Origin of the sequence: Paenarthrobacter sp. NPDC089714, from assembly GCF_044748905.1 — a bacterium.
In the GTDB taxonomy this organism is placed as follows: Bacteria; Actinomycetota; Actinomycetes; order Actinomycetales; family Micrococcaceae; genus Arthrobacter.
This window is the reverse complement of sequence record NZ_JBIVGX010000003.1, coordinates 1-21664: the sequence shown is the minus strand read 5'-3', so window position 1 is coordinate 21664 and position 21664 is coordinate 1. Positions and strand designations below refer to the sequence as shown.

Annotated in this window: 22 protein-coding genes, 1 tRNA gene and 1 other RNA gene; 8 read left to right on the top strand and 16 right to left on the bottom strand. The window is 63.3% G+C overall.

Features of this window, described 5'->3' with window-relative positions; all coding sequences use genetic code 11:
* Positions 1 to 50: 50 nt before the first annotated feature.
* Positions 51 to 1538 carry a glyceraldehyde-3-phosphate dehydrogenase gene (locus ACIPY3_RS06735; RefSeq protein WP_400331720.1) on the bottom strand — a complete coding sequence of 496 codons (1488 nt, stop codon included), beginning with the start codon at positions 1536 to 1538 and terminating at the stop codon, positions 51 to 53.
* A gap of 262 nt (positions 1539 to 1800) precedes the next feature.
* Between ACIPY3_RS06735 and ACIPY3_RS06730 the strand changes: the two genes are divergently transcribed.
* Positions 1801 to 2889, top strand: a complete 1089-nt coding sequence (locus ACIPY3_RS06730; RefSeq protein ID WP_400331717.1) for a polysaccharide deacetylase family protein — start codon at positions 1801 to 1803, stop codon at positions 2887 to 2889.
* Positions 2890 to 2936: 47 nt separating this feature from the next.
* The gene (locus ACIPY3_RS06725) at positions 2937 to 3671 is read left to right on the top strand and encodes an acyltransferase (protein WP_400331714.1); all 735 of its coding nucleotides are present in this window, start codon (positions 2937 to 2939) and stop codon (positions 3669 to 3671) included.
* A gap of 11 nt (positions 3672 to 3682) precedes the next feature.
* On the opposite strand, the gene rnpB is transcribed toward ACIPY3_RS06725, so the two are convergent.
* An RNA gene (gene rnpB, locus ACIPY3_RS06720) (RNase P RNA component class A) lies at positions 3683 to 4075 on the bottom strand.
* Between the two features lie 58 nt (positions 4076 to 4133).
* On the opposite strand from rnpB, the gene ACIPY3_RS06715 reads away from it, so the two are divergent.
* Positions 4134 to 4898, top strand: a complete 765-nt coding sequence (locus ACIPY3_RS06715) for a YaaA family protein (protein ID WP_400331711.1) — start codon at positions 4134 to 4136, stop codon at positions 4896 to 4898.
* Here the strand turns inward: ACIPY3_RS06715 and ACIPY3_RS06710 are convergent.
* Positions 4895 to 5632, bottom strand: coding sequence for a zinc ribbon domain-containing protein (locus tag ACIPY3_RS06710; protein WP_400331708.1), 738 nt, complete (start codon positions 5630 to 5632; stop codon positions 4895 to 4897). The genes ACIPY3_RS06715 and ACIPY3_RS06710 overlap by 4 nt on opposite strands.
* Before the next feature lie 62 nt (positions 5633 to 5694).
* Entirely contained in the window at positions 5695 to 6606 is a 912-nt protein-coding gene (locus ACIPY3_RS06705; protein WP_400331705.1) for a Nif3-like dinuclear metal center hexameric protein, read from the bottom strand.
* A gap of 134 nt (positions 6607 to 6740) precedes the next feature.
* Between ACIPY3_RS06705 and msrA the strand changes: the two genes are divergently transcribed.
* From msrA to epsC, 3 genes are all read left to right on the top strand, one after another.
* On the top strand, positions 6741 to 7265 hold the full coding sequence (gene msrA, locus ACIPY3_RS06700; protein ID WP_397321525.1) for a peptide-methionine (S)-S-oxide reductase MsrA: 525 nt from the start codon (positions 6741 to 6743) through the stop codon (positions 7263 to 7265).
* A 67-nt stretch (positions 7266 to 7332) separates the two neighbouring features.
* Positions 7333 to 8268 (top strand): cysteine synthase A, encoded by a 936-nt coding sequence (gene cysK, locus ACIPY3_RS06695; protein ID WP_397321524.1) that lies wholly within the window; start codon positions 7333 to 7335, stop codon positions 8266 to 8268.
* A 40-nt stretch (positions 8269 to 8308) separates the two neighbouring features.
* Positions 8309 to 8893 (top strand): serine O-acetyltransferase EpsC, encoded by a 585-nt coding sequence (epsC, locus tag ACIPY3_RS06690; RefSeq protein WP_397321523.1) that lies wholly within the window; start codon positions 8309 to 8311, stop codon positions 8891 to 8893.
* Here epsC and ACIPY3_RS06685 read toward each other — a convergent pair.
* Together ACIPY3_RS06685 and gndA are read right to left on the bottom strand one after the other, a co-directional pair.
* Positions 8890 to 9723, bottom strand: a complete 834-nt coding sequence (locus ACIPY3_RS06685; RefSeq protein ID WP_400331702.1) for an oxidoreductase — start codon at positions 9721 to 9723, stop codon at positions 8890 to 8892. The genes epsC and ACIPY3_RS06685 overlap by 4 nt on opposite strands.
* Positions 9724 to 9806: 83 nt before the next feature.
* Complete coding sequence (gndA, locus tag ACIPY3_RS06680; protein WP_400331699.1) at positions 9807 to 11243, bottom strand: NADP-dependent phosphogluconate dehydrogenase; 1437 nt, start codon at positions 11241 to 11243, stop codon at positions 9807 to 9809.
* A 243-nt stretch (positions 11244 to 11486) separates the two neighbouring features.
* On the opposite strand from gndA, the gene ACIPY3_RS06675 reads away from it, so the two are divergent.
* Positions 11487 to 12215, top strand: a complete 729-nt coding sequence (locus ACIPY3_RS06675; RefSeq protein WP_400331696.1) for a FadR/GntR family transcriptional regulator — start codon at positions 11487 to 11489, stop codon at positions 12213 to 12215.
* Here ACIPY3_RS06675 and ACIPY3_RS06670 read toward each other — a convergent pair.
* The 3 genes from ACIPY3_RS06670 to ACIPY3_RS06660 are packed head-to-tail and all read right to left on the bottom strand — an operon-like array spanning position 12212 to position 14976.
* Positions 12212 to 13261 carry an L-idonate 5-dehydrogenase gene (locus tag ACIPY3_RS06670; RefSeq protein WP_400331693.1) on the bottom strand — a complete coding sequence of 350 codons (1050 nt, stop codon included), beginning with the start codon at positions 13259 to 13261 and terminating at the stop codon, positions 12212 to 12214. The genes ACIPY3_RS06675 and ACIPY3_RS06670 overlap by 4 nt on opposite strands.
* The gene (locus tag ACIPY3_RS06665; protein ID WP_400331690.1) at positions 13261 to 14031 is read right to left on the bottom strand and encodes an SDR family oxidoreductase; all 771 of its coding nucleotides are present in this window, start codon (positions 14029 to 14031) and stop codon (positions 13261 to 13263) included. Before ACIPY3_RS06665 ends, ACIPY3_RS06670 begins: the two co-directional genes overlap by 1 nt.
* A 33-nt stretch (positions 14032 to 14064) precedes the next feature.
* Entirely contained in the window at positions 14065 to 14976 is a 912-nt protein-coding gene (locus ACIPY3_RS06660) for an NAD(P)-dependent oxidoreductase (RefSeq protein WP_400331688.1), read from the bottom strand.
* Positions 14977 to 15073: 97 nt separating this feature from the next.
* Between ACIPY3_RS06660 and ACIPY3_RS06655 the strand changes: the two genes are divergently transcribed.
* The gene (locus tag ACIPY3_RS06655; RefSeq protein WP_400331685.1) at positions 15074 to 16141 is read left to right on the top strand and encodes a D-2-hydroxyacid dehydrogenase; all 1068 of its coding nucleotides are present in this window, start codon (positions 15074 to 15076) and stop codon (positions 16139 to 16141) included.
* Positions 16142 to 16208: 67 nt separating this feature from the next.
* Here ACIPY3_RS06655 and ACIPY3_RS06650 read toward each other — a convergent pair whose 3' ends face one another.
* The 7 genes from ACIPY3_RS06650 to ACIPY3_RS06620 form a co-directional block, all read right to left on the bottom strand.
* Positions 16209 to 17567, bottom strand: a complete 1359-nt coding sequence (locus tag ACIPY3_RS06650) for an MFS transporter (protein ID WP_400331682.1) — start codon at positions 17565 to 17567, stop codon at positions 16209 to 16211.
* Between the two features lie 141 nt (positions 17568 to 17708).
* Complete coding sequence (locus ACIPY3_RS06645) at positions 17709 to 18503, bottom strand: IclR family transcriptional regulator (RefSeq protein WP_400269121.1); 795 nt, start codon at positions 18501 to 18503, stop codon at positions 17709 to 17711.
* Positions 18504 to 18734: 231 nt separating this feature from the next.
* Positions 18735 to 18869 (bottom strand): hypothetical protein, encoded by a 135-nt coding sequence (locus ACIPY3_RS06640; protein ID WP_400331679.1) that lies wholly within the window; start codon positions 18867 to 18869, stop codon positions 18735 to 18737.
* A gap of 288 nt (positions 18870 to 19157) precedes the next feature.
* Positions 19158 to 19233, bottom strand: a tRNA-Val gene (locus ACIPY3_RS06635).
* Positions 19234 to 19297: 64 nt separating this feature from the next.
* Positions 19298 to 20254: an NAD-dependent protein deacetylase gene (locus tag ACIPY3_RS06630; RefSeq protein ID WP_400331676.1), complete on the bottom strand. Its 957-nt coding sequence runs from the start codon at positions 20252 to 20254 to the stop codon at positions 19298 to 19300.
* Position 20255: 1 nt separating this feature from the next.
* Positions 20256 to 20753 carry a peroxiredoxin gene (locus ACIPY3_RS06625; RefSeq protein ID WP_400331673.1) on the bottom strand — a complete coding sequence of 166 codons (498 nt, stop codon included), beginning with the start codon at positions 20751 to 20753 and terminating at the stop codon, positions 20256 to 20258.
* The gene (locus ACIPY3_RS06620) at positions 20750 to 21169 is read right to left on the bottom strand and encodes a DUF3052 domain-containing protein (protein ID WP_397321510.1); all 420 of its coding nucleotides are present in this window, start codon (positions 21167 to 21169) and stop codon (positions 20750 to 20752) included. The genes ACIPY3_RS06625 and ACIPY3_RS06620 overlap by 4 nt, the downstream gene beginning before the upstream one ends.
* Between the last annotated feature and the right edge of the window lie 495 nt (positions 21170 to 21664).

The following is a 21664-nucleotide window of genomic DNA, read 5'->3' as shown; positions in this document are numbered from 1 at the left end:
TCCCGGCTGATTCCAGTAACCCAGCCGGGAAACCCAGGTAACACTTTGGCTTAGGCGTTGGCTGCCTCAAGCACCGCGATGGGGGCCACGATGTCGCGGGCGGGGAACGACGGCGGGTTGACGCCGGCCATCTCCTCCATCACGCGGACAACCTGGCAGGAGTAGCCGAACTCGTTGTCGTACCAGACGTAGACAACCAGGTTCTTGTCGTTGGAAATCGTAGCGAGCCCGTCCACGATGCCGGCCCGGCGGGACCCTACGAAGTCAGTGGAAACAACGTCCGGCGAATCGATGTAATCGATCTGCTTGCGCAGCTGCGAGTGCAGGGACATCTCGCGGAGGTAGTCGTTCACTTCATCGCGCGTGGTGCCGTTGGCGAGGTTGAGGTTGAGGATGGCCATGGACACATCCGGCGTGGGAACGCGGATGGCGTTGCCGGTGAGCTTCCCCTGCAACTCCGGGAGGGCCTTGGCTACGGCCTTGGCGGCGCCCGTTTCCGTGATCACCATGTTCAGGGCAGCGGAGCGTCCCCGGCGGTCGCCCTTGTGGAAGTTGTCGATCAGGTTCTGGTCGTTCGTGAACGAGTGCACGGTCTCCACGTGCCCGTGGATAATCCCGAACTTGTCGTTCAGGGCCTTCAGCACGGGGGTGATGGCGTTGGTGGTGCAGGAGGCTGCGGTGACGATCTTGTCTTCGTCGGTGATGTCGGCCTGGTTGATGCCGTGCACGATGTTCTTGAGGTCGCCCTTGCCGGGGGCGGTCAGCAGGACGCGGGCAACACCCTTGCTCTGCAAGTGCTGGGAGAGGCCATCTGCGTCGCGCCAGCGGCCGGTGTTGTCCACCACCAGTGCGTCCTTGATGCCGAAGGCGGTGTAGTCCACCGTGGCGGGGTTGTCGGAGTAGATCACCTGGATCTGGACGCCGTTGGCCGTGATGGTGTTGGCTTCCTCGTCCACCCGGATGGTGCCTTCGAAGGAACCGTGGACGGAGTCGCGGCGCAGCAGGCTGGCGCGCTTGACGAGGTCGTTCTCGGCGCCCTTGCGCACAACGATCGCACGGAGGCGCAGCCCGTGTCCGCCGCCTGCCTTTTCGATCAGGAGGCGGGCGAGCAGACGTCCGATGCGGCCAAAGCCATAGAGGACGACGTCGGTGCTGGTGCGGTCGTCCGCGCCGCGCTTGCCCACAACGTCAGCCAACTCCGCGCGAAGGAACTCATCCAGGGAGACAGCGCCGTTTTCTGCACGGTACTTTTCGGTCAGCCGGGCGATGTCGATCGCGGCAGCGCCGAGCTCCAGCTCAGCCAAGGCATTCAGCAGGGGCGCGGTCTCTTCGAGCAGCAGCTCTGTATTGCTCATCCGGCGGGCGAAGCGGTGGGCCTTCAGGATGTTCATGGTGGACTTGTTGATCAGGCTCCGGCCGTGGATGCTGGTGACCACGTTGTTTTCCCGGTACAGCCGGCCGATCACCGGAATCATGGCCTCGGCGAGGGCCTCCCGGCCCATCCACTTATCAAGACAAGAATCTGACGTCTGGCTCACAGAACTACCTTCCTTGGGTCAACCACATACGTCTTCGTATGCAGATGGCGTCGGCCGCCCGGAGTAGTCCTGCGGCACATGCGCTGCGGGCTTCGGTCCACCCACGGCGCCTTGAACGAGAGCAAAGAAAATCCGCCGGCTGCGAACGCAGACCCGGCGGCAGAACTTCTACGTTCAGTAACCATTCTAGGGCTGGATCCCGGCGCAGTGGCCGCCCGGATGCGTGAAATCACTCACACGGGTGTCCCGTAGACTCCCGGGTGTGACTCATCCAGTGCGGCGCGAGCTGCTCCGCCAAGCGCTCCTGGCCCGGAAGGGCGGCCGGATCGGCACAGGCGGCCGGGGTGCCGTGGCCCTGCGCTTCGACGACGGCGCACGCGACTTCAGGGACAAAGTGCTGCCGCTCCTGGTTGAGCGCAACCTGCCGTTCACGCGGGTCACCACCACCCAACGGATCGGAAGCGTACGCACCGAAAGCGATACCTGGCAAAACATCCAGCACTACTGCCTGCAGCACGGCGGCGAGGTGTGGAACCATGGCGCCACCCACAGGGACGCGTCCGGGGACGACGCCTTGCACCAGGAAATCGTGGGGGCACTGCAGGATCTCGGCCGCTTCCTGCCCCGCATTCCGATCGACTGCTTCGCTCCCCCGGGCGGTGCCAGCATCCGCTATGACGGCCATATGCCATCCAGGACGGTGGCAGCCTGGGCTGGAACAGCTGCTGGCAGGCTGATCCACGACTTCCACGCCTTGGCCTCCGGGTATCTCCCGGACAGTTATTACCGTCCCCTGGATGGCGTGCTGCGGGATGGGCAGAACCATTACAGCCTGGACCTCTACACGGAGCCAGGACGGGCAACGGCTTTGGTGGACCGGGCCCGGGAGTGGAGGGCCGGCATCGTCATGATGTGGCACGCCAACAACCTGGGCGTCAAAGACCGGCAGTCCATGGAGGCGTTCACCGCCATACTGGACTATCTCGTGGAACAAAGGGACCAGGGTTCGCTGTTGGTTTTGACGGCATCGGGGCTGGGCGCGGCCGACGCTTCAAGCACCCATCGCGACAACATCCTGGTCACAGATTCGGGTAACCCTTTCGCGGAAGCCATCCCCTATCCGCAGTACCGGCAGAACATTCCCGGCTCCACACGTGAGCTGACGGCTACGGTCTCCGCGCCCGCAGGTACAGCCGTAGCATCAGTGATCGGTGAGTCGACACGCCACCACGTGGTCCCTGTTGGGGGCACCTTGCACCTGCGCCACTTGGCCACCGTCCCCCTTGATGTGAAGTCCTTGGAGGTCACCATCAATGCTGGCAGTCGCGACGTCAGGCTCGTCGCGGTCTAGGCAACGCTGCGTCTGAGGGCACAAAAAGCTCCCGGTACGCTGCCAAGGTGAACAAACTCTCAGTACTGGCTGACCACAGCGATGGGTCCGGGAACAGCATCGAGTGTTCCCGGGCCATTGAAACCGGCATCGCGGTGACCTTTCGAGGCAGGAACAACCGCATCATCGTCGCGGATGGCGCCCGTATTGCCAAGCTGCAGGCCGTTTTCGACTGCGACAACGGCACGCTCGTCATCGGTCCCAGCAACAAGTCGCCGTTCAGCATGAACGTCCGAGTCGGCCAGGATTCAACGGTACGCACAGGCGCAGACTTCACCACAACCAGCGTCGCCGTGGTCAGCGCAGTGGAGGGAGCCGCCGTCATGTTCGGTGACGACGTCATGATCGCCAGCAGCACCCAATTCCGGACCGACGATGGGCATCCCATCTTCGACGTCGCCACGGGCCGTCGCGTCAACCCCGCCAGGGACGTTGTCATTGGCAACCACGTGTGGTTTGGGGCCCAGGCTGTGGCCCTGGGCGGCGCACGCGTGGGCGACGGTTCAGTGATTGGGTTCCGCAGCATCGTGACCGGAACCATCCCCAACAACGTCATCGCCGTGGGGTCACCCGCCCGCGTGGTCCGGCGCGACGTGGCATGGGAAAGGCCGCACCTTTCCTTCACCAGTCCCCCGTACAAGCCGGATGCCGCATCCGTGGCCAAGAGCGAGGAGTACTGGAACCTGACCGCGGAGGACGTCCCCATCTTCGAAGAACTCAGCGGCTGGCACGACCACCACTGACAGGGGGTATGTGGATGGGTTGACCGATACGCCGGGTTCTGTCATCCCGAGCCGTTACCGGCAAGGGAGTGGCGGCCATCCATCTACGAACGCCGTTGCCGACGCCCTCCAGCAGCCTACCCGGACACTCGGGCGGGCAGCCCTCGAACGTGTCCTGTCTGGCCTTGCTCCGGGTGGGGTTTACCTAGCCTCCCCGGTCACCCAGGGAGCTGGTGGTCTCTTACACCGCCGTTTCACCCTTACCTGCCAACCAACCGGTGCAGGCACCGATCGGCGCAGGCGGTCTGTTTTCTGTGGCACTTGCCTGCGGGTTACCCCGAGTGGGCGTTACCCACCACCCTGCCCTGTGGAGCCCGGACGTTCCTCGAGCCACTTTCGTGGCGCGCGGCCGCCTGGTCAACCCATCCGCCGTACAGTCTACCGGCGTCGGGAGCCACGCCCGGACACCGGTAATATCGACTGGTGCTGATTCTCCTGCCGCCTTCCGAAGGCAAGACACCCGCTGCCAAAGGACCCTCCATCGACTGGGAGGCGCTGAGCTTCCCGGACTTGAACACCTCCCGGGCCAGGGTCCTGGAGGCGCTGGGGACCGTCAGCGCGCATGAAGACGCCCTCGCGTTACTCGGCGTCGGCGCCTCGCTGCGTGACGACGTCGAACGCAACACCAGGCTGCACTCGGAACCGGCCGCCCCAGCCCACCAGGTCTACTCCGGCGTCCTGTACGACGCCCTCGGGTACAACAGCCTGACCCCCACGCAGCGCCGCAAGGCTGCCGAATCAATCCTGGTGATTTCCGCCCTGTGGGGCGCCATCGGCTTTGGCGACCATGTGCCCGCCTACCGGCTGTCCATGGGAACCGCACTGCCCGACGTCGGACGCCTCGCCTCGTACTGGAAGCCGCAGCTGGCCGCCGCCCTCGCCAAGCGCTCCGAAGGCGAGCTGCTGGTTGACTGCCGGTCCAGTACCTATGCGGCCGCTTGGACACCGCCGGCAGATCAAACGGTGACCGTCAATGTGTTCACTGAAACCAAGGGCAAGCGCACGGTGGTGAGCCACTTCGCCAAGCACACCCGCGGTGAATTGGCCCGGCACCTGCTGACCAGGCGCGGAAAAGCTCCCGCCACCCCCGCCCAACTCCTGAAGGCAGCCAGCGAGGTGTGGACCAGCGAACTTGTTGAGGGCACGGCCCGCAAGACGCATGCCCTCAACATCATCCTGGCGGGCTAGTTCCACTCCGCCGAGCGGACCAGGATGCAGCCGGAATCGGGGCAGAACACGATGTCGTCCTCGGCCGCGGCCTTGACTTCGGCGAGGTCGCCGGGGCTGAGCGTCATCCCCGAGCCTTCAGACTTTCCATGGAAAAGGCGGGCAGCACCCACGCCGCGCTTGGCAATGGTCTTCTCATAAATGGCCACCATGCCCTGGTCCAAGGCCTCCGCGAAGGCAGCCCGTTCGCCACGGACGACTGCTTCCTCCGACGCGATGCGGGCAATCTCCTGGTCCAGTTCGGCCCGGATGCTCCCAAAGGAACCCTGGATGTCATCCACGATCGCCTGCTGGGCAGCTTGGCGTTCGCGGAGCCCGTCGAGGCGCTCAAGAATCTCCAACTCCACATCTTCCAGGTCCGACCGGCGCTTGTTCAGGGAAGCGATGTCGTTCTGCAGCGCCACCAGGTCCTTGGACAGTCCGGTGCCGCTGTTGAGCCGGGCTTCGTCGCGCTCGATGCGGCTGACCACCTGCTCCACATCCGCTTCCGAACGCCGCAACTCCGCCTCGGAATCGTGGACGGCGAGCTTCGCCGCACCGAGTTCGCCGTTCGCCACATTCAGGGCGTCCTGCAGGTCGGTGATGCGGGGATCGTTTTCCAGTACCTTCCGCTGGCCCGCCAGCGACTTCAGCTTGGCATCAAGGCCCTGCAGTTCAAGCAATTTGAGTTGTTCTGCCGGTGCTGCCTTCGCCACGCTTACCTCCACCTGTCTGTTGCCGGCACCGCTGGTCAGTGCCGGCCGCTGTCTTGTTGATGCTAGTCCCCGCCGGGAGTCAGGATGAAGTCCCAGGGATCGCTGTTGGCGCTGCTGACCCGGATCTCCACATCGTGTCCTTGATCCTTAAGTACGTTCGACAACGCTTCGGCGGCCACCGGCAGCCACAGCCATTCGCTGGCAAAGTGCGAAACGTCAATAAGGTATGGCCGGTCGTTCACAGCCGCCTCGCGGGCTTCCGAGGCCGGGTGGTGCCGCATGTCGGCAGTCACGTAAACGTCGGCCTGGTTGGCCCGAACGGCATCGAACAGGCAGTCACCGGCGCCGCCGCACACCGCAACGCGCCGCACCAATCCGTCCTTGTCACCCGCCACGCGCACGCCCCCTGCAACGGCCGGCAGCACGCCGAAGACCCGGGCGGCAAAATCTCCGAGGGTCATGAGTTCGGGCAGATCGCCAACCCTGCCGATGCCTTCCTCGGGCAGGCCGTTAGCGGCCGTGGTCAGCGGGCTGACGTTGTCCAGGCCGAAGGCATGCGCCAGCACATCGGAGACTCCCCCGACGGCTGAGTCACCATTGGTATGGACCGTCAGCAACCCGGTTCCGGCCTCGATCAGGCGATGGACGGCCAGGCCCTTGGCAGTGGTGGCGGCTACCGAGTTCACGCCCCTGAGCAGCAAGGGATGGTGGGTAATCAGGAGTTCGGCACCCCACTCAATGGCCTCGTCGATCACTTCAAGCGTCGGATCCACAGCGAAGAGGACCTTGGTTACCGGGGAGTCAGGCCGCCCTACAACCAAGCCAACCTCATCCCAGTCTTCGGCCAGGGACTCCGGCCAGAGTTCCTCCACTGCCAGGAGCACCTGGCCCAGTGTCGGTTCACCGTTGTCTTCAACTGTTCCGGCGTCGTCGCTGGAGTCCGCATCGGAATGGGCGGTGTCTACTGCTTCCATACTCTTATTCTTACCTACCGCAACGGATCGGTCAGGGTGTGACCTGCCGCCAACCCCAGCATCCTGTCGATCTCCGTCACCGTCCCGTAAGGTATTGCGGGAATGATCAGTCCGTCCGATCCATTGAAGAGACCATGAAAACTTTCGTACTTGGCGGCGGCTGCTTCTGGTGCCTCGATGCCGTCTACCAGAAAACCCGCGGCGTACAGTCTGTCGTTTCCGGCTACACCGGGGGCCATCTCCGCAATCCCGACTACTACGAGGTCTGCTCCGGAACCACCGGCCATGCCGAGGTGGTGGCAGTGACCTTCGACGAATCCGTGGTGCCCGCCGAAGTCATCCTGGACATGTTCTTCGCCCTGCACGACCCCACCACCTTGAACCGCCAGGGATACGACGTCGGCACCCAGTACCGCTCGTCCATGTTCTACACCACCACCGAGGAGAAGATCCTCTTCGAAGAAGCGATCGAACGTGCGCAGTCCCTGTGGCAGCATCCGATCGTCACGGAGGTCAGCCGCTTGGGCGACTTCTACGAAGCCGAGGATATTCACCAGAACTACTACGCAAAGTTCCCCAACCAGGGCTATTGCCAGGTGATTATTAACCCGAAGCTGGCAAAAGCCCGGAAATATTACTCTGCATGGCTAATTGCTTAGCAGGGTTTCGGCGCTGCTGGTTAGGCTGACCTCAGCATTCCCTCTTGAGAGATAGGCATACATTTTCATGGCAAGGATCTACGACGACGTCACCCAGTTGGTTGGACGCACCCCGCTTGTCCGCTTGAACCGCCTTACCGAAGGACTTGGCGCCACTGTCGCAGTCAAGCTCGAGTTCTACAACCCGGCCAACAGCGTCAAGGACCGCATCGGCGTAGCCATCATCGACGCCGCCGAAAAGTCCGGCGCCCTGAAGCCTGGCGGAACCATCGTTGAAGGTACGTCCGGCAACACCGGCATCGCTTTGGCCCTGGTTGGTGCCGCCCGTGGTTACAAGGTCATCCTGACCATGCCGGAGACCATGTCCACCGAGCGCCGTGTCATGCTTCGCGCCTACGGCGCCGAGATCGTGCTGACCCCGGGTTCCGAAGGCATGCGTGGCGCCGTGGAAAAGGCCCAGGAAATCGTGGCCAACACCGAGAACTCCATTTGGGCACGCCAGTTCGCCAACGAGGCCAACCCGCAGGTCCACCGCGAAACCACTGCCGAAGAAGTCTGGGCCGACACCGACGGCGAAGTGGACATCTTCGTCTCCGGCGTGGGCACCGGCGGAACCATTACCGGCGTCGGGCAGGTCCTTAAGGAACGCAAGCCGGGCGTCCAGATCGTGGCCGTGGAGCCCAAGGACTCCCCCATCCTCAACGGTGGCGCACCCGGTCCGCACAAGATCCAAGGCCTCGGAGCAAACTTCGTCCCCGAAATCCTGGACACCAACGTCTACGACGAAGTGCTTGACGCCACCTTGGAAGACTCTGTCCGCGTTGCGCGCGAACTCGGTGCCCGCGAAGGCATCCTGGGCGGTATCTCCTCCGGAGCCATCGTCTGGGGCGCACTGGAACTGGCCAAGCGCCCGGAAAACGCAGGCAAGCTGATCGTTGCCGTGGTCTGCGACTTCGGCGAACGTTACATCTCCACTGTCCTGTTTGACGATATCCGCGGCTGATTCTTCGCCCGCCAATATTCATTCCTGTAGAAAGGTCTTTGTGAGTTTCTTCGCAAGGCTTAAGGAAGACCTCGACGCCGCCCGGTCACACGACCCGGCGGCTCGAGGCTCTTTTGAGAACTTTTTTGCCTATTCCGGCCTCCACGCCATCTGGGCACACCGCTTAACCCACAAGCTGTGGCAGAACCCGGCCCTCCGCTTCCCGGCCCGCCTGATTTCGCAGCTTGCACGCTTCCTCACCGGTATCGAGATCCACCCCGGAGCCACCATCGGCCGCCGCTTCTTCATTGACCACGGCATGGGTGTGGTGATCGGCGAGACTTCCGAAATCGGCGACGACGTGATGATCTACCACGGGGTAACCCTCGGCGGACGGTCCCTGGCCAAGGTCAAGCGCCACCCCACCATCGGCGACCGCGTGACCATCGGCGCAGGCGCCAAGGTCCTGGGACCCATCACCATCGGCGCGGACAGCGCCGTGGGTGCCAATGCAGTGGTGGTCAAGAACGCTCCGCCGGAGTCCATCATCACCGGCGTCCCGGCCACGTGGCGGCACCGCGACGCCAAGTCCGAAACCAAGCCCGCCGTCGACCCGGCCGAGTACTACATCGAGTACCGGATCTAGCGGACAAACCTCTGATAGGAATTCCACAGCACCGTGTCGAACACACGGTCCGGGAGTATCCTTCGCAACGCCAGGACGCTCCAGGCTCCCCTGCCCACCGGGTATCGGGTCTTGGGGCGTTTTGCCGTTGCCGCCCTGGCGACGGCCCTGGCCACATCGTCCGGCGGCGTGGACAGCACCTGCCCCGAGGTGGAAGCCAGCGCGGCAGCCATGACGTGCGCCTGGTCCTTGTAGGGTCCGCTGCCGGAAGCCAGCATGAGGCCTTCACCGGCGATGGTTCCCCACTCCGTGTCCGTTCCGGACGGTTCGATGATCACCACATCGATGCCGTGCGGTCCAAGTTCCAGGCGCAATGAATCGCTCATGCCCTCCACGGCGAACTTGGTCCCGTGATACCAGGCGCCGAGTGGCTCGTACATCTTCCCGCCGATGGATGAGATATTGATGATCCGGCCGGCGCCCTTTCGCCGCATACCCGGAATGACCAGCTGGGACATCCGTGCCAGGCCCACGACGTTGACCTCGAACTGCCGCCGCCCCTCGGAGAGCGGGACTTCTTCCAAGGAGCCGTAGGACCCGTAGCCGGCATTGTTCACCAGGACATCCACCTGTCCTTGCGCATTTTCCACGTGACGGACTGCGGACACCATCGATGCGTCGTCGGTGACGTCCAGTGAAAGGACGTGGATGCCCTGAATCTTCAGCGGCTCCATCTTCTCCACTCGTCGGGCCCCTGCGTAGACGGTGAAACCGGCCGTTCGCAAGGCCAAGGCAGCTGCGTAGCCGATTCCGGTGGAAGCGCCCGTGACAAAGGCGGTGGGTTCGCTCATCTGGTACTCCTCAACCCTGAATACGGCAAAGGCCGGTTCCTCCCAGCCTATAAGGGAGAAACCGGCCTTCGGCGGTTTTGCAATCAGTGGGTGTCGACGGCCGAGATTTCGGACTTGTCTTCGCCCCACAGGGTGTGGAACGTGCCTTCGGCGTCTACGCGGCCGTAGGTGTGTGCACCGAAGAGGTCGCGCTGGCCCTGGATCAGGGCAGCGGCAACGCGCTTGCGGCGCAGGCCGTCGTAGTACGCGAGCGAGGAGGAGAACACCGGTACCGGAATGCCCAACTGGACAGCGGTGGCCACCACGCGGCGCCAGGCCGGAAGGACTTCGGCGATGGCCTTGGTGAACGCCGGAGCGAACAGCAGGTTGGCCGGCTTCTCTTCGGCTGCGTAGGCCTTGGTGATGTCCTTGAGCAGTTCCGCACGGATGATGCAGCCTGCACGCCACAGGGAGGCGATCTCGTCCAGCTTGAGGTCCCAGCCGTATTCCTTCGCGGCGGAGGTCAGCATGTCCAGGCCCTGGGCGTAGGAGACCAGCTTGGAGGCGTACAGCGCCTGGCGGACGTCCTCAACGAACGTCTCGGGGATTTCGACGGCGGCTTCCTCACCGGCGAGCAGTTCCTGGCCCAGCTTGCGCTGTTCTGCCTGGGACGACAGGGCCCGGGCGAACACGGACTCGGCAATGCCCGAAACCGGCGAACCGAGTTCCAGGGCGGAAATGACCGTCCAGCGGCCGGTGCCCTTCTGGCCGGCAGCGTCCACCACGACGTCAACGAACGGCTTGCCGGTCTTGGCATCGACGTGGCCCAGGACCTCGGCGGAGATTTCGATCAGGAAGGAGGACAGATCGCCCTTGTTCCACTCAGCGAAGATCTTGGACTGCTCGGCCGGCTCAATGCCAGCACCGGAACGCAGGAGGTCGAAAGCTTCGCCGATGACCTGCATGTCGGCGTACTCGATGCCGTTGTGGACCATCTTCACGAAGTGGCCGGCACCATCGGTGCCCACCCACGCGCAGCACGGTTCGCCGTCGACCTTGGCGGAGATCTTCTCCAGCAGCGGGCCAAGGGCGTCGTAGGACTCGCGGGAACCGCCAGGCATGATGGACGGGCCGTTCAGGGCACCTTCCTCACCACCGGAGACGCCAACGCCCACGAAGTGCAGGTCCTTCTTGGCCAGGGCAGCTTCGCGGCGGCGGGTGTCCTCGTAGTGCGAGTTGCCGGCGTCGATGATGATGTCCCCGGCTTCGAGCAAAGGCTCAAGCTGCTCGATCACGTTGTCGACCGGAGCGCCGGCCTTGACCATGATGAGGACGCGGCGGGGCTTCTCCAGTGAGTCGACGAGTTCCTGCAGCGTTTCCGTGCGGATGAAGTCGCCTTCGGATCCGTGCTTCTCCAGCAGGGCGTCGGTCTTTTCCACGGAGCGGTTGTGAAGTGCCACGGTGAAGCCGTTGCGGGCAAGGTTACGGGCCAGGTTGGCGCCCATCACCGCTAGGCCGGTGACACCGATGTGTGCTGACATCAAAACTCCAATTCGATCGTGTGCAGTCAGTCCTGCGGGCATGCAGGAAGCGATTTTGATAAACAGGGGCTGTAATAAACCATACGTATTTAAGCCGTGGGCCGGAAGCATCGCCCACGTTGTGGGACACTGCCGCGTCATAAACAGTCTAGGTTGCGGCCGTTCCGTCCGGGCATCGGATCCCGGGCGCCACCCACGCACGCTGCGCGCGCAGGACCTTCGCCCGCCACTATGCTTACCTCTATGTCAACCAGCCTCCACCACCGCGCCGTCGAGCACTTGGGTACCCGGATCGTCGGCGGTACCCTGCCGACAGGGCACGTCATGTTGGCGGAACACTTGGAAGACGAATTGAACGTATCGCGCTCGGTGGTGCGCGAAGCCGTTCGGGTCCTTCAATCCCTCGGCCTTGTCGAGACCATCAAGCGCGTAGGCATCCGGGTCCTGCCCGCCCACCGCTGGAACCCTTTCGACCCGTTGGTGATCCGCTGGCGCCTTGCCGGCGAAGGACGCGGCGCGCAGTTGAGGTCGCTCGCAGAGTTGCGTTCCGCCGTCGAGCCCGTGGCTGCCGAACTTGCCGCCGGCAACGCCCCGGCAATGCTCCGGCAGGAGCTCGTGGACATCTCCCTGGCCATGAAGAAGTCCGGCGATGCCGGAGACATGGCCACGTTCCTGGACCTGGATATCCGGTTCCACGCCCTGGTCCTTTCCGGATCCGGCAACGAGATGTTCGCCAACCTGATAGGCCAGGTGACGGAGACCTTGACGGGCCGGACAGTCCACGGTTTGATGCCCGAGCACCCGCAGCAGCAAGCACTGCAGTGGCACATCGACGTTGCCCATGCCATCAACTCCGGGGACGGCAAGGGCGCCCGCGAAGCCTCGGGCAGGATCATGAAGCAGACCATCGCGGAGCTGGCCCCCAGCTGGGACGGCCAGCCCCGCGTCTTCGTGCCGGTAGCCCGGACCTAGTCCTGGAAGTTCAGGAGAACCTTCCCGGATTCGGCGGAGTTCCTGGCGACTTCGAACGCTTCCAGTCCGTGCGCGAGGTCGAACTCGTGCGTGACCACCGGATCCACCGACAATGAACCGTCAGCCAACGCGGCGATGACCTGGTCGATTTCGTCGTTGAAGCGGAACGAGCCCAGCAATTCCAGCTCGCGGGTGATGGCCAGCGAAATGAACACGGGCTGCGGGCCGGATGGCAAGAGACCCACCATCACTACCTTGCCGCCGCGGGTGGCACCCTTGATGGCTGACGCGAGACCGAAGTGGCTGCCCGAGGATTCGACGACGATGTCCGCGTCCACTGCCGCGATCGCCTCGGCGTCGTCACCCTTCAGGACAGCATCGGCGCCCACGGCCCGGGCGATTTCCAGTGGCTTGTCATGCATGTCGACGGCGACAATCCGGGACGCTCCGGCCCGCTTCAGGACGGCGACCGTCAAGGCACCGATCGGACCGCTGCCGATCACCAGGGCGCTCTTGCCCGCCACATCACCGGCGCGGGCGACGGCGTGCCACGCGACGCTCGCCGGCTCCACCAGGGCGGCTGTCCGCAGGTCCAGGGACGCCGGCAATTCGCGCAGCATGCGGGACGGAAGGTTGGCGTAGCGGCTGAAGGCGCCATCGGTGTGGGGGTAACGAGCCGCACTGCCCAGGTAGGTACATCCCGGGGAGAGGTTGGGCCGGTCCTCGGGGTACCTGACATCGCCCGGTGCCGGAGTGGCGGGGTGGACAGCAACGGGCGTACCGACGCCCGGACCGCTTCCGTCGGCTGCCTGCTGCACAACCACGCCAACGATTTCGTGTCCCAGCACCATGGGTGCCTTGAGGATGGACTCACCGGCAGCCCCGTGCAGCCAGTAGTGGAGGTCTGATCCGCAGATGCCGCCGTAGGCGATCTCCACGACCGACTCGTCAGCTGCCGGAGTCGCCAGCGGGATGTCTTCGATGCGGAGGTCGCCCTTGCCGTGGGCAACCACTGCCGGTCCGGAGGAAGGAAGTGCGATGCCCATCAGACCACCACCGTCATTCCGCCATCGACAAAGATGGTTTGGCCGTTGACGAAGTTCGAAGCCTGCGAGGCGAGCCATACCGTGGGGCCCGCCAGGTCGGCAACGGTACCCCAGCGGTTGGCCGGCGTGCGGCCGAGGATCCAGGAGTTGAAGTCGGAATCGTCAACCAGGTTCTGCGTCATTTCCGTGTGGATGTACCCCGGGGCGATGCCGTTGATCTGAAGGCCGGAAGCCGCCCATTCAGCCGTCATGGCACGGGTGAGGTTGCGCAAGCCACCCTTGGCAGCGACGTACGGTGCAATGGTGGGACGGGCCAGGTCCGTCTGGACGGAGCAAATGTTGATGATCTTGCCCTGGCCACGGGGAATCATGTGGCGGGCAGCCTCGCGGCCCACCAGGAAGGCGCTGGTGAGGTCCGTGGTGATGACCCGGTCCCAGTCCTTGACGTCCAGGTCCAGCATCGGGACGCGGTGTTGGATTCCGGCGTTGTTCACCAGGATGTCAAGGGGACCGACGTTCTTCTCGATCCACTCCACGCCTTCGGCGGCGGAAGCGGCATCGGTGACGTCGAAGGCACGGCTGTGTACGCGCCCTTCCGGGTACTCAGCGGCCATGGCCTGGTGCGCAGATTCCAGGCGCTCCGTGCTGATGCCGTTGAGCACCACCGTCGCCCCGGCATCCGCCAAGCCACGGGCCAGCGCGTTGCCGATGCCGCGGCTGGAGCCTGTGACCAACGCGACGCGCCCGGTCAGGTCGAATAATCCACTCATGGTTCGTTGTTTTCCTTCTTGGTTGGTGCCGGTTTAGTTGGAGGCCTGCGACGCGGGAGATGCCACGCCCAGGTTGGCTATTGCCTGCCGCACGACGGCGAGGTCCTGGTCCCCCAGGCCCTGCCGCTTCAGTTCGGCGTAAAGTTCAATGGCCGCCGTGGCCATGGGAACCGCGGAACCTGCTGCCTTGGCACTGTCCAGCAGGAATCCGAGGTCCTTGTGCATGAACTTGGCCGGGCCTGTGGGCGTGTAGTTCTTGGCCGCGAGCCGGGGGCCCACGACCTCCAGGACACGGCTGCCCGCCAGGCCTCCGGACAACACGTCGTAGAGGGCTGCCACATCCATGCCCGAACGTTCGGCGAGTTCCGCCGCCTCGGCGAGTGCCGCCGTCGTGCTTCCGACGATCAGCTGGTTGCACGCCTTGGCGAGCGAGCCCGACCCCAGGGGACCCATCCGTCGAACAGTGGTGCCCATGGTGGCGAAGAGTGGCTGGAGCCGTTGGAAATCCGCCTCGGAGGCACCCACCATGATGGCGAGGGTTCCTTTGAGGGCACCCACCGTGCCACCGCTGACGGGGGCGTCGACCACCACGGCATTGCCGCCGGTGGCCGCTTCCACGGTTTCGCCGAAACGCTGCACTTCCGTTGGGGAGACGCTGCTCATGACGACGACGGCGGTCCCCGGCTTGGGTGGCTCCGCCCGCCAGGAGTCGAGCAAGCCGGAGGCGGCAGCCTCGATGAAGGGCAAGTCGGGGAGCATGAAGATCAGGGTGGGCTGGCCACGCAGATCGGCGACGCTTTCTGCGCGTGCGATGCCGTCCAGATCCTCGAACGCTGCGCTCGAGCGGTTCCATGCGGTCACGTCCCAGCCGGCCGCAGCGATGTTGGCGGCCATGGGGCCACCCATGAGACCCAAACCTACAAATCCCACGCTCTTACTCGTCATGGAGCCGATCCTCACTTCCTTGTGCAACAGGCACTGGTGCCTCGGCTGATGTGCCCAAATGATGGAACTCTGTTCAATATCCTAGCCTCCATTCAGTATGATGAACACTATGACGACTGATGAACTTACCATCGCGATCGCTGTACCCCTCGAGGCTGAGTACGTAGAGCAGATCCGTGCCATAGACCCCTCCGTGACGGTTCTGTACGAGCCGGACCTGCTGCCTCCGGAGCGTTTCCCCGCCGACCACGCCGGCGACCCGGACTTCGAGCGCACCCCTGAGCAGGAGGAACGCTACTGGGCCATGCTCAACAAAGCACAGGTCCTCTACGGCTTCCCCAACGAAAGCCCCGCCGGCCTTGCCCGCATCGCGGAAAGCAACCCGCACCTGCAGTGGATCCATGCCATGGCAGCCGGCGCCGGTGGAGCCGTCAAGGCGTCAGGACTCAACACTGAGACGCTCCGTAAGTTCCACGTCACCACCTCCGCCGGCGTCCACGCACTGCCCCTCGCAGAATTCTCCGCCTTCGGCATCCTCAATGGCTTCAAGCGCAGCGGCGAAATGGCACAGGACCAGGCCGCCAAGGTCTGGCCCGCCCTGCGTACGCCTACCAAGCTTGCCAACGGTTCCAAGGTGGTCATCGCCGGCCTCGGCGAAATCGGCATGGAAACAGCCCGTATCTCCCGGGCCCTGGGCATGCGGGTCAGTGGCACCAAGCGCACCGTCGAAGCCATCGAGGGCATTGACCAAGTGACCACCAACGAAGGCCTCGCCGGGCTGCTGGCCGACGCCGATGCCGTGGTGAACACGCTGCCCGGCACCCCCTACACGGAAAAGCTGTTCAGCACGGAGATTTTCTCGGCCATGAAGCCTGGAGCCGTCTTCGTCAATGTCGGCCGCGGCACCGTGGTGGACGAGGACGCGCTCCTCGAAGCCCTCAACAACGGACAGGTCTCCTACGCCTGCCTGGACGTCTTCGCCGTCGAGCCGCTTCCCCAGGACAGCCCGCTCTGGAACCACCCGAAGGTGCTCGTCTCCCCGCACACCTCGGCGCTCAGCACCGCGGAAAACCGGCTCATCGCCGAGCGCTTCTGCAGCAACCTGCGCACGTTCATCGACGGCGGCGAACTGCCCCACCTCGTGGACCCGGTGCACTTCTACTAAGCCAGCAGGACAGCCAAAAGGCCCCCGCTCCCTCACGGGGCGGGGGCCTTTTGCACTGCTTCGGCTGCTACTTGGCGTCTTCCGTGCTGACCAGGTCACGGCCAACCGTTTCCGGTGTGAAGAACGTGGTGACAAAGGAAATCAGGGCAAGGACCAACGAATACACAGCGAGGACCAGCCAGGAATGATTGGTTGCCGCAAGCAGTACGGCGCCCAGCAGTGGAGCCACACCACCGGCGATGACAGCCGAGATCTCACGGCTCATGGCAACACCCGTGAAGCGGTATTGGGATCCGAACAGTTCAGGAAGCAGCGGGCACTGGGGACCGAGCATCGACTGGACGCCGATCGCAATGCCAACCGCCATGACCACCCACACCAAGGTGACGTTGCCAAGGGTGACCAGGTAAAAGGCGGGAACGGCAATGATGGCTTGGAACAGGGCCCCGTAGCGGTAAACGGGCACTCGGCCGAAACGGTCCGACAAAGCACCGAAAGTTACCACCAGGATCGCCGCGAAACCCGCGGCAATGAGCAGGCCGACAGGCCCGATGGAGTTGTTGCCGGCGAAGACACCCGCCGGCATGCTCATGAACGAGACCAGCAATGCGGAGTAGATGGAAGAGTTTCCGTTCTCCCCCATCCGGAGTCCGATTCCCACCAGGACGTTCTTCTTCGAGTGCTTCCACAGTGCGCCGATGGGGTTCTTGACGACATTCTTGTGCTTCTCGAGTTCCTGGAACGCCGGCGTTTCCTTCAACTTGAGGCGAATGAAGATGGCGACAGCGATGAGGATGAAGCTGGCGAGGAAGGGTACGCGCCACAGCCAACCTTGCAACACCGACTTGTCTGCCATGGCGATGAGCGCAAAAGTTCCGGCTCCGAGCAGGGTGCCCAACTGGATTCCGACGAAAGGCAGGGAAGCAAAGAAACCACGACGGCGGCGCGGCGCGACTTCCGAGATGAGCGTGGTGGCGCCGGCCTGCTCAGCGCCCGCCCCCAGGCCCTGGATGATCCGCAAGGTAACCAGGAGGACAGCCCCGAGCATTCCGGCCTGCTCGAACGTGGGCAGGAGGCCGATGGCAAAGCTTGCCGTACCCATCAGGGCGATGGTCAGGATGAGGACCATTTTCCGGCCGAAGCGGTCTCCAATGTAGCCAAAGAACAAGCCACCGAACGGACGCGCCGCAAACCCGACGCCGTAGGTGGCAAAGGAGGCAATCAATGCCCCGTCGGGTCCCAGAGGAGAGAAGAACAACGGCCCGAAGATCAAAGCAGAAGCCAGGCCATAAATATAGAAGTCGTAGTACTCCAGGGCGGAGCCTACGGAACTGGCCAGCGTCGCCCTGCGCAGCTGCTCCGGTTCAACAACAGCGTCGTCAGCTTCTGCTGCGAGCTTTGCATTGGTTCGAGTAATCACAAGCACTCCCTCAACATCACGCCAGGCCCCCGTTGGCCCGGCGAGATAGTGATGGCATCAACCGCCAAGGTCACTATGCTGAACAGCGTACAGCGAGTTGGATCACATGCCAAGGTTGTAATCAGATTTAATGCAAGTATTCGAGCGCTAGCCCATGGGGTTGCCCAGCGAACGCGCCAGCTCCTTGAGTTCCTTGACCATGAGCGCACCCTGCTCATCCGAATAGGTCGCCTTCAGCGCCGTGACGGAGAGGCCCAGGCTTGGGCCGTGCGCACCATGGGTGGGTACCGGCACGGCCAGGCAGACGACTCCCACGGTGGACTCTTCATCCTCGAAGGCGAAGCCCTGTTTGCGGATGGTGGAAATCTGGGCCTTGAGTTCCTCGGCCGTTCGCAGGGAGTTCGCCGTCATGACCGGGAGCTCCGAGCCATCGGGGAACATCGCTTCAATGTCGTGATCGTGCAGTTGGGCGATGAGCGCCTTGCCAACCCCGCACAGTGAAACAGGCATCTTGTCGCCGATGTTCGAGGTTAATCGGACGGCGGGGTGCCCCTCATAACGTGCCAGGTAGATCACGTGGTCGCCATCAAGCATGGCCACCCGGACCGTTTCGCCCGAAAGGGTTGGCGCCTGCTCACAGTACTTATAGAACTCCTGCACCTCATCGAGGCGGCTGAGATAGGCGGCGCCCAACTCCACCAGCTTGCGTCCCAACGCGAAATCGGCACCTTGACGGGTGATCAGCCGGGCCTCCTCAAGCGCGAGCAGAAGGTTGGACGTTGACGACTTGGGGATGCCAAGCTCCCGGGACAAGTCACTGAGCGTCAGGCGACCCGATGGCGACTCCGCCAGGGCCTCCAGTACTGCTGCCGCGCGGGTTACCGCCGGCGCCGGGGATGACGAACCCAGCCCATCCGGGCGGGTGGTACGGGAATCGGCCATGATTCTCCTTTGTCGATCTCAACCGGCTGTCCAGTCTGCTGAACAATTCCCATCATAGTGGCAAGATGAGCGGGTCGATCGTGGCGGTGGCAGGCAGCTCTCGTCACAGAGACAGAGTTGCCACTGCGCAGCTTTCCAAACCCAAAAGTTCAATGTATATTCATTTTCGAGCTCTCCACCGCGGCATCCCCCAATAGTCGCGGTGGAGAGCTCATCCATTTCCCGGGAAGGTCAGGCGACGGCCAGTTCCCCGCCCCTCAGGCGCCATCCCCCGCCGGCTCCGTCCCTCACAAGCTCCCAGGTGGCGAGCATCGACTTGGCGTTGCTTCCCAGGCGAACCTGGACCTGCCACACTTCGATGTCCACGCGCCCATGTCCCCTTGGCATCCGACGAGCGTCCTCCCACCACGGAACCCTCTCAAACCACCTCACGGGATCAACCGCTATCTGCCACTCCCTGGTACCCCTGACGACGGCCGCCGGAGTGCCGTCGGGGTTGTTACGAATAAAGACGTGCTCCATGACAGGGAACGCTAAGCGAAAGCTCTGACATTCTTGGTGGATGGGCTTCCTCACCAGGACAAGGCGGCAAAGACGGCCGAAACAAAAAGAACCCCGCCATTTCCACTTTTCAGTGTGAAATGACGGGGTTGTTGGTGGGTCCTACCGGGATCGAACCGATGACATCCACGGTGTAAACGTGGCGCTCTACCAGCTGAGCTAAAGACCCTTGCCTTGGTCTGGGCGGCTTTCTTTCCTTACCGCCCCAACCAACGAACAATGACTCTACCTGATCATCCGGTGGAAATACCAATCGCGCGCCCAGTGTCCGGCAGATCAGGCAAATCACGGGACAAATACTCCAAGGCACCGCTGACACCGAGGTCAAGCTTGAGCGTTGCCAGTCCGTCTCCACGGGTGGTTCCCCTGTTGATGATCACCACCGGCTTGCCCGCTTTGGACGCATGCCGGACGAACCTTAGTCCGCTCATCACCGTCAAGGACGACCCGGCAACGAGCAAGGCGTCGGCACTGTCCACCATGGCGTAAGCCCGATCCACCCTGTCCTTGGGGACATTCTCGCCGAAGTAGACGAAATCGGGCTTCAGGGTTCCACCGCATATGGGACACACTGCCACCACGAAGGACGTGATCAATTCCGGATCCTCGATGGTTGCGTCGGCGTCAGGCGCCATCTCCACAACACCGGCCTCGAGGGCAGCCTCCACGAAACCCGGATTGAGTTCCTCGAGGATGGCCGCCAGCAGCTTCCGGGAAAACGTGTGTCCTTGGTCAAGGCAGATGACCTGGTCGAACCGCCCATGGAGGTCCACGACATTGACGCTTCCTGCGTCCTCGTGGAGCCTGTCAACGTTCTGGGTGACGAGCCCGGTCAAGAGACCGCGCTGCTCCATCAAGGCGACTGCGGCATGGCCGGCGTTTGGATCGGCATGCCGGAGGTGCGACCATCCAAGATGGTTCCTGGCCCAGTACCGGCGGCGGTTCTCCATGCTGCCAATGAACTCCTGATAGGTCATGGGCTTCCTCGGGGCTGAGCCCGGGCCACGGTAATCAGGAATGCCGGAGTCGGTACTGAGCCCGGCGCCCGTGAGCATGGCCAGCCGCCTGCCGGCAAGGACGGCGGAGGCTTCCCTCAGGGCAGCCACCTCGTCCGGGGCCAAAGCATCGTCGGACACCGGCGCCATGCTGGCAAACCCTGTCATGCCCACCCCTGGCCGCGCGTTGGCCACGCTATGTCCTCGAAAGGGCCGACAGGGCTGTGCGATATTCCGCGAGATCCCGCGCCTGGCCACGTGGATTGACCACCACGTAGCGCACGATACCCTCGGAATCGATGATGAAGGTGCCCCTCAGTGCCATTCCGCTCTGGGCATCGAAAACCCCATACTGCGAAGCGACGGCGCCATGAGGCCAGAAGTCTGCCAGCAGGTCGAATCCGTAACCTTCCTTCTCACCGTAGGCCCGCAAAGCGAATTTGCTGTCCACGGAAACAGCCAGCACCGTCGCGTCGGAGTCCTCGAAGGACGCAATGTTGTCGCGGATTTCGCAGAGCTCGCCTGTACAGATGCCGGAGAAAGCGAACGGATAAAACACCACTACTACGTTGCGGCCCCTGAAATCCGAAAGCCGGATCGGCTCACCGTATTGGTTGGACAACTCGAAGTCCGGTGCCGGCAGGCCAACCTCCGGAACGACCGAGAGGGCGGAAGATTCCTGGACTTCCGTCACTTGTTCTTCTTAGCCACCAGGCGGGTGGCGCTCCAGTCCTTGGAAACCCCGGCCGACGTGGTCAAGTGCAAGCCGGACGTCGGGGCGGCGTCCTGGATGTCAGCCGGTGAAACATAATTCTCGCGGCCTGACTTGGGGGTCAGCACCCACACCACGCCGCCTTCCTTGAGTGTGGTGAGCGAATCCATCAGCGCATCAACCAGGTCTCCGTCGCCGTCGCGCCACCAATAGATCACAGCGTCGACGACATCGTGGTCGTCTTCATCCAGCAGCTCTGAACCCGTGACATCTTCAATGTCGTCACGCAAGTCGAAATCGACGTCGTCGTCGTAGCCGCGTTCCTGAATCAGATCCCCATCTTTGAAACCCAATCTTTCCGCCACATTTACCGATGTGGCGGCGTCGGCCTCGCTCACGTTTCCTCCTTTTGAAGTGACTTCCATTACTAACAGCCAACACCCTTTGGGCGCGTGCTTCAAGCCATTGTCCCTGCGATCCACCATATTCCGCACCACCCGGGGTGTTTCGAAGCTGTGACAATCGCGTGGCATCCGTCACGGAACGCGCCGCGGTGTGACATACAACGCCCGTCCGGGCCCGCGGCTACGCATAGCAGCGCCGTCAAAGCTAGAGTGGCCATGAGTGCATTGGCTGCAGGGCGATCGCCCCGACGGATTCCATCGGGCAGCCATGCGCTCACAAGACCTGCCCGGCGCATCGGACCGGGCTGTTTGAAACCGAGATGTCGCACACGACGCGTTCACGACGGGCAGTTACCCTGCCGGACCTGAGGCGCCGATGGATGCGCCTAAAGGAAGGTTGGACGTGGCTGCAGGAGAAGAGACCTCACACATCCTTAGTGGGTTGACTGCCCAGTTGCCTGATCGTGATCCGGAAGAGACCGCGGAGTG